At 40.5% G+C, this 555-nt stretch carries 1 pseudogene; it reads left to right on the top strand.

Annotation, left to right across the window (positions count from 1 at the left end):
- Positions 1-286: pseudogene (locus ACS8FD_RS23530) on the top strand (oligopeptide ABC transporter substrate-binding protein OppA); the annotation flags it as partial.
- Between the last annotated feature and the right edge of the window lie 269 nt (positions 287-555).

Raw genomic sequence — 555 nt, 5'->3', positions numbered from 1 at the left:
AGCCTTTTTAAATATCGCAAAATCTGACAATAGCGGTAACTACGGTAAATACAATAGCCCCAAATTCGATAGTCTGATGGCGCAAACCCTAAAACCTGGGGTCACCGATGCGCAGCGTGCAGATTTGTATCAGCAAGCAGAGGCTCAGTTGGATGACGATATGGGGCTGTTAAACATCTATCACTACGTCAGTCCGCGAATGGTTAAGCCTTATGTTATCGGATTTTCGGAGAAGGATCCTTTGGGAAATTGGCAGGGCAAAAATATCTCTATTGCCAAACACTAGTCATTAAATCACCTTTATAAGTGAGCGCTATAAAAAAGATTTGTTCTGATTTATAGCGCTTGTCTGTTTGGACTTATAAATCTTGAAGGTCATTATTTCAAGAAAAATTTTAGAGATAGGAGCCTTTATACAAAGGTTCTATAAAGAGGTTCTATGCTAAAGCTCATCTTTCGGCGTATCTTAGAAGCCATTCCGACTATGTTTGTTTTGATTACCGTGTCCTTTTTTATGATGCGCCTAGCGCCTGGTAGTCCTTTTACGACAGAGCG

The sequence above is a fragment of the Psychrobacter sp. 1U2 genome (assembly GCF_051847575.1).
The sequence above is the reverse complement of the archived record's forward strand: the minus strand, read 5'-3'. Positions and strand labels throughout refer to the sequence as shown.